5 protein-coding genes are annotated in these 6,337 nt (G+C 74.6%); 1 reads left to right on the top strand and 4 read right to left on the bottom strand.

What is annotated here, in order from left to right:
* Positions 1 to 110 precede the first annotated feature (110 nt).
* Positions 111 to 1,406: an isocitrate lyase gene (gene aceA, locus ACFU6K_RS28015; RefSeq protein ID WP_380667576.1), complete on the bottom strand. Its 1,296-nt coding sequence runs from the start codon at positions 1,404 to 1,406 to the stop codon at positions 111 to 113.
* A gap of 355 nt (positions 1,407 to 1,761) precedes the next feature.
* On the opposite strand from aceA, the gene ACFU6K_RS28010 reads away from it, so the two are divergent.
* Positions 1,762 to 3,165 carry a short-chain fatty acyl-CoA regulator family protein gene (locus tag ACFU6K_RS28010; RefSeq protein WP_380667574.1) on the top strand — a complete coding sequence of 468 codons (1,404 nt, stop codon included), beginning with the start codon at positions 1,762 to 1,764 and terminating at the stop codon, positions 3,163 to 3,165.
* Positions 3,166 to 3,273: 108 nt separating this feature from the next.
* Here the strand turns inward: ACFU6K_RS28010 and ACFU6K_RS28005 are convergent, their stop codons facing one another.
* Genes ACFU6K_RS28005 through ACFU6K_RS27995 form a run of 3 tightly spaced genes read right to left on the bottom strand, consistent with a single transcriptional unit; the run spans position 3,274 to position 6,192 of the window.
* Positions 3,274 to 4,524, bottom strand: a complete 1,251-nt coding sequence (locus tag ACFU6K_RS28005; protein WP_380667572.1) for a cytochrome P450 — start codon at positions 4,522 to 4,524, stop codon at positions 3,274 to 3,276.
* Between the two features lie 50 nt (positions 4,525 to 4,574).
* Entirely contained in the window at positions 4,575 to 5,942 is a 1,368-nt protein-coding gene (locus ACFU6K_RS28000; RefSeq protein WP_380667570.1) for an NAD(P)/FAD-dependent oxidoreductase, read from the bottom strand.
* A complete protein-coding gene (locus ACFU6K_RS27995; RefSeq protein ID WP_380667568.1) occupies positions 5,932 to 6,192 on the bottom strand; it encodes a ferredoxin in 261 nt (86 codons plus the stop codon). The genes ACFU6K_RS28000 and ACFU6K_RS27995 overlap by 11 nt, the downstream gene beginning before the upstream one ends.
* Positions 6,193 to 6,337: the final 145 nt, after the last annotated feature.

Below are 6,337 nucleotides of genomic sequence, written 5' to 3'. Positions count from 1 at the left end.
GTCCCTCAACGAGGCCCCGGGCGGCGGGGCGGACGGCGGTCTCTCCCCAAAGAGGACGCCAGGATGGCTCGGTGGTGCTGTCCTGCCGGACTCGGCGGCCCTCTTCGGGCTCAGTGGAACTGCTCGGCCTCGGTGGAGCCGGTCAGGGCGAGCGTCTCGGCGTTCGGGTTGAGCGCGGTGGAGACCAGGTCGAAGTACCCGGTGCCGACCTCGCGCTGGTGCTTCACGGCGGTGTAGCCGTCCGGCACGGCCGCGAACTCGGCCTCCTGGAGGTCGACGTAGGCCGTCATCCCGTGCTCGGCGTAGCCGCGGGCGAGCTGGAACATCGAGTGGTTGAGGGCGTGGAACCCGGCCAGCGTGATGAACTGGAAGCGGTAGCCCATCGCCCCCAACTCGCGCTGGAACTTGGCGATCTGGTCGTCGTCCAGCGCGGCCTTCCAGTTGAAGGAGGGCGAGCAGTTGTACGCCAGCATCGTGTCCGGGTGCTCGGCCTTGACCGCCTCGGCGAACTCCCGGGCCTGCTCCAGGTCCGGGGTGCCGGTCTCCACCCAGAGCAGGTCCGCGTACGGGGCGAAGGCCAGGCCGCGCGAGATCACCGGCGCCATGCCGGGCTCGACCCGGTAGAACCCCTCGGCGGTACGCTCGCCGGTGCAGAACCGGGCGTCGCGCTCGTCCACGTCGCTGGTCAGCAGGTTGGCGGCGAGCGCGTCGGTGCGGGCGACGATCAGGGTCGGCACGTCGGCGATGTCGGCGGCGAGGCGGGCGGCGTTCAGGGTGCGGATGTGCTGGACGGTGGGGACGAGCACCTTGCCGCCGAGGTGGCCGCACTTCTTCTCGGAGGCCAGCTGGTCCTCGTAGTGGATGCCCGCCGCGCCGGCCGCGATCATGCCCTTGGTCAGCTCGAAGGCGTTCAGCGGGCCGCCGAAGCCGGCCTCCGCGTCGGCGACGATCGGCACCAGCCAGTCCGGGCCGCCGTCCGTCCCCTCCGCCGCGTCGATCCCGTCCGCCCGCAGCAGCGCGTTGTTGATCCGACGCACCACCTGGGGAACGGAGTTGGCGGGGTAGAGGCTCTGGTCCGGGTACGTCTGCCCGGCCTGGTTGGCGTCGGCCGCGACCTGCCAGCCGGACAGGTAGATCGCCTGCAGCCCGGCCTTCACCATCTGCACGGCCTGGCCGCCGGTCAGCGCGCCGAGCGCGTGGACGTAGTCCTGCTGGTGCAGCTGCCGCCACAGCCGCTCGGCGCCGCGCCGGGCCAGGCTGTGCTCCTCGCGCACCGTCCCGGACAGCCGGACCACGTCGGCCGCCGTGTAGGTCCGCTCGACGCCCGCCCACCGCGGGTCGGAGGCCCACCGGGCGGTGAGCTCCGCCGCCTGCTGCTCCTGCTGCTGCCGGACCGACTGAGTCATGGGTCTGCTCCCCAGGGTGCTCGTTTGCTCGTTGCGAAGGATGTGACGCACCTCACCGCGAGGGCGAGTGGGCGGCCGGACGGTGCTGGGCTGCGGTGGCACACCGCGGGACGTGGATGCCCGGACAGCGCACCGGACCGCGACCGACCTGGTGTTCTTCGACTGTCCTGCGCACCTCCCGGCCGCACCACCGACTCTGGCACCCCCGCCGAGTCGCCGTCACCGGTGGACCGGTGCCAAGTTCTGCGAACGCTCCCCGGCGAATCCGCGAAGGTTGCGAACACCGGACCGGCCGCTCCGCGGCTAGGCTGCCCGCGCCGGATCGACCGAGGCGCACAGTGGGGAGAGCGACACGATGGGAAAGGCCTTCGCCGGTGCCCGGCTGCGCCGCCTGCGCGAGGAGCGCGGCCTCAGTCAGGCCGCCCTCGCCCGGCTGCTCGACCTCTCGCCCAGCTACGTCAACCAGCTGGAGCACGACGCCCGGCCCCTCACGGTGCCCGTCCTGCTGCGCCTCACCGAGGCCTTCGGCGTGGAGGCCGGCTACTTCGCCCCGCCCGACAGCGCCCGGCTCACCGCCGAACTGCGCGACGCGCTCGGCGAGGAGATCACGGGCGGCCGGATCACCGGCGGGGACCTCGACGAACTCGCCGCCCGACTGCCCTCCGTGGCACGGCTGTTGACCGACCTGGCCCGCGGCCGCCGGGACGCCGCCGAGCGGCTCGCCGTCCTCGCCGGGGACCGCGGCCTCGGGGTCGACGCGCACACCCCGCACGAGCAGGTCCGCGAGTTCTTCTACCGCCGCCGGAACTACCTCCACGAACTCGACACGGCGGCCGAGGAGTTGGCGGCTTCCATCGGCCTGCGGCGCGGGGAGGTCCGGACGGTGCTGGCCGAGCGGCTCGCCACCGGGCACCGGGTCCGGATCGCCACCGGAGGCGGACAACTGCACCGGTACGACGAGCCGACCCGGACCCTCCGGCTATCCGACCGGCTGCGCCCCGGCCAGCAGGCCTTCCGGATGGCCACCCAGCTGGCCTACCTGGAACACGACTCCCTGGTGTCCGAACTCGCCTCCCAGGACAGCCCGGAGGGCTCCACCGCCTTCGCGCTCACCCGGATCGGCCTGGCCAACTACTTCGCCGCCGCCCTCGTGCTGCCCTACGCCGCCTTCCACGCCCAGGCGGAGGCGGCCCGCTACGACATCGAGCACCTCGCCGACCACTTCGGCGTCGGCTACGAGACGGTCTGTCACCGGCTCAGCACCCTGCAGCGCTCCGGCCTGCGCGGGGTGCCGTTCTCCTTCGTGCGCGTCGACCGGGCAGGGAACGTCTCGAAGCGCCAGTCCGCCACGCCCTTCCACTTCTCCCGCACCGGCGGCACCTGCCCGCTGTGGAACGTCTACGACGCCTTCGCCGCCCCCGGGCGCGTCCACGTCCAGGTCGCCGCCATGCCGGACGGCCGCCGCTACCTCTGGACCGCCCGCGCCGTCACCCGCTCGCCCGGCGGCTGGGGCCGCCCCGGCAAGACCTTCGCCATCGGCCTCGGCTGCGAGGTCCGGCACGCCGGACGGCTGGTCTACTCCGCCGGCCTGGACCTCGGCGACGAGGCGGCCGCCACCCCGATCGGCCTCGGCTGCAAGGTCTGCGAACGCCCGGCCTGCCCGCAGCGCTCCGCCCCGGCCATCGGCCGGCCGCTTGCCGTCGACGAGCACGCCAGCACCTTCGTCCCCTACGCCGCGCTGCCCGGACCCCGGGACTGAACCCCGGGGAGCCCACGCCCCGTCCCGTCTCGCAGGACGGTTCCCGGCGTGAGGTTCAGGCGCGATCGGGAAGCCGGGCGATGCGCGGATCGCGGAGCGGCGACGGGCTCAGTCCGTGATGCCGGAGACCGCCAGCGGCAGGTGGCGGGGCCCGCGCAGGATCGGGCTGCGGCGGTACACGGGCGGGTCCTGGAGCAGGCGGGGGTCGTCGAGGCGGCGGACGAGCGCGGTGAGGGCGATCTGCCCCTCGACCCTGGCGAGCGGCGCGCCGAAGCAGCTGTGCACGCCGCTGCCGAAGCCCAGGTGCTGGTTGTCCTGCCGGGTCGGGTCGAAGCGGTCCGGGTCGCGGAACCGCCGCGGGTCCCGGTTGCCGGCGGCGAGCACCAGGACCAGCGGCGCGCCCTTGGGGATGGTGACGCCGTCGACCTCGACGTCGGTCAGCGCGGTGCGCTGCGGCAGCAGCTGGACCGGGGGCTCGTAGCGCAGCACCTCCTCCACCATGCCCGGCATCAACTCGGGCCGCTCGCGCACCAGTCGGAGGGCCTCGGGGTGGCGCAGCAGGGTGAGCACGCTGTTGGTGATCAGGTTGACGGTCGTCTCGTGCCCGGCGATGAGCAGCAGGACGGCGGTGGCCATCAGCTCGGGCTGAGTGAAGCCGCCGTCCGGGCCGGGGTCGTTGACGAAGGCGGAGAGCATGTCGTCGGTGGGCCTGCCGCGGCGGCTCTCGGCGAGTTCGCCGAGGTACAGCCCCATGTCCGTCCGGGCCTGGAGGGCCGCGCGCTGCCGCTCGGCCGGGTCGGTGCCGGGGGTGGGGTCGAAGCCCTGGATGAGGGTCTCGGACCAGGCGTGGAACCGCGGTTCGTCCCCGCGCGGCACCCCGAGCAGCCGGCAGATCACGGTGACGGGGAGCGGGTAGGCGAAGTCCTCGACGAGGTCGATCCGGTCGCGGCCGCGCAGCCCGTCGATCAGCTCCCCGGCGATCGCGGCGATCTCGTCGTGCATGGCGTCGATCCGGCCGGGCGCGTGGGGCGGGCCGAACGGCCGCATGGCCAGGTTGCGCAGCCGCTCGTGCTCGGGGTCGTCCCGGCCGATGAAGGCGACCGGGACGACCTGCACCTCGTCCGGAGAGGTGCGGTTGCGGCGGTCGGAGCTGATCCGCGGGTCGTGGAGCAGCGCGGCCACCTCGTCGTAGGTGCCGACCAGGTAGCCGCCGTCGTCCTGGCGGGCCACGCCGTGCTCGCGCAGTTCGGCGTAGAGGGGGTAGGGGTCGGCGCGGTTGGCGTAGTCGGTGATCCGGCGGTACAGGGTGCCGGCGGAACCGGTGCCGGTGCTGGTGCCGGGAGTGTCGGTGGTGGCCATGGCGGGCTCCTCGGGGGTGGCGGCGGTGGTCCGCGGCGCCGGGGCGGTGCTCAGCCGTCCCAGTGCCGAAAGATCAGCCGGCGGTCGGGCAGGTGACCGGTGAGCGCGACGGTGGGACCGTGCGAGAGCACCTTCGGATCGGGCACGTCGGACGGGACGGGGGTGCGGGAGGGCGGAGGGTCCACGCCGACCCAGTCGGGCGGGAACGGGGCGGCGGTCTCGATCAGCCCCTGGTAGTGCTCCAGCCACTTGGCCCGGTTCACGCTCACGGCGGCCGTGATCCGGCCCCGGTACCCGTAGACCGCGACGAACCGCCGTTCCTCCGGCGAGCCCTGGGCGACCACCACGTGGTCGGAGAAGGTCGGCACGCCGACGGACTTGATGTTGAGGCCGAACTGGCTGGACCAGAAGGTGGGCACGCTCAGGTGCGGCAGGCGCCGCGGTCCGGGGTTGACCATGTTGTGCGCCGCCACCGCGGCCTGGGCGACCGCGTTGCCCCAGTGTTCGAGGGAGAGCATCTGGTACTCGAAGAGGGGGTGCGGGAAGCGGGCGACGTCGCCCGCGACGAAGACGTCGTCGGTGACGATCCCGTACATGTCGAAGGCGCGGCAGCCGGCGTCGCAGGCGATGCCGCGCCGACCGGCGGCGAGACCGGAGTCGGCCAGCCACTCGGTGTTGCGGACGGCCCCCAGGGCGACCACGGCGACGTCCGCCTCGATCCGGCTGCCGTCGGAGAGCTCGGCGCCGGTGAGCCGGCCCTCCCGGCCGTGGAGCGCGGTGGCGGTCACCCCGCAGCGCAGGTCGACCCCGTGGGCGCGCTGGACCCTGGCGGCGAAGGCGCCGAAGGCCCCGCCGAGGGCGCCGACCAGCGGGGCGGGGCCGCGCTCCGCGACCGTCACCGCCAGGCCGCGCTCCCGGCAGGCGGAGGCGATCTCGGAGCCGGTGAACCCGGCACCGATCACCAGCACCCGCCGCGGGCCGGCCGCCAGCCGCTCGGCCAGCCCGGCCGCGTCGTCGGCGGTGCGCAGGGTGAACACCCCGTCGAGGGCGGCCTGCGCGGGGTCGGGCCAGGGCCTGGCCCGGGTGCCCGTCGCGATCAGCAGCCGGTCGTAGGGCAGCCGTTCGCCGGTCGCGAGCAGCACCTGCCTGGCCGCCCCGTCCACGCCGGTCGCGCGGACGCCGAGCCGCCACTCCGCGTCCACCTCGCGCCGGCGCGGCAGCCCGGTCTCCTCGGCGCGCACCCGCCCGAGCAGCACCTGCTTGGACAGCGGCGGACGGTCGTACGGGGGGAGGCGCTCCTCGCCGACCATGGTCAGCCGCCCGGCGAAGCCCTCGTCGCGCAGCGTCTCCGCGGCGCGCAGACCGGCCAGCGAGGCGCCGACGACGACGATCCGGCCGCTCCGGAGGTCACCGCACACCGGACCGGCCCTCCCCGTCCGGGAGACGGCTCTCGCTGTACTCCTCGGACCCGGCCTCGGCGCGGTCCTCGACCAGGATGGCCTGCACCGGACACGCCGCGGCGGCCCGCAGGACGCGCTCCCGCTGCCCGTCGGGGGGCCGCGGGGTGTACATCAGCGCCTCCTCGCCGTGCAGCTCGAACACCCGGGGCGCGAGGAACGCGCACTGTGCGTAGCCCTGGCAGCGGTTGAGGTCGACGACGATCTTCACGGACTCTCCTCCCGGCCGGGTCCGTATCCGTCCTACCGCCGCCGCCCCGGCCGCGCGCCCGGGGGTGCTCCGCGGGAGCGGTCGCGGAGCGTGGCCGCCTGCGGCGGTGCGGTGGGCGGCGACGACGGGAGCGGCGGTCCGTACC

The sequence above is a fragment of the Kitasatospora sp. NPDC057512 genome (genome assembly GCF_042802135.1).
Classification (GTDB): Bacteria; Actinomycetota; Actinomycetes; order Streptomycetales; family Streptomycetaceae; genus Kitasatospora.
The sequence above is the reverse complement of the archived record's forward strand: the minus strand, read 5'-3'. Positions and strand labels throughout refer to the sequence as shown.

Bases quoted from the DNA above. Each gene is read 5' to 3' on its own strand.
- aceA (WP_380667576.1), bottom strand. From the start codon at position 1,406: ATGACTCAGTCGGTCCGGCAGCAGCAGGAGCAGCAGGCGGCGGAGCTC.
- ACFU6K_RS28010 (WP_380667574.1), top strand. From the start codon at position 1,762: ATGGGAAAGGCCTTCGCCGGTGCCCGGCTGCGCCGCCTGCGCGAGGAG.
- ACFU6K_RS28005 (WP_380667572.1), bottom strand. From the start codon at position 4,524: ATGGCCACCACCGACACTCCCGGCACCAGCACCGGCACCGGTTCCGCC.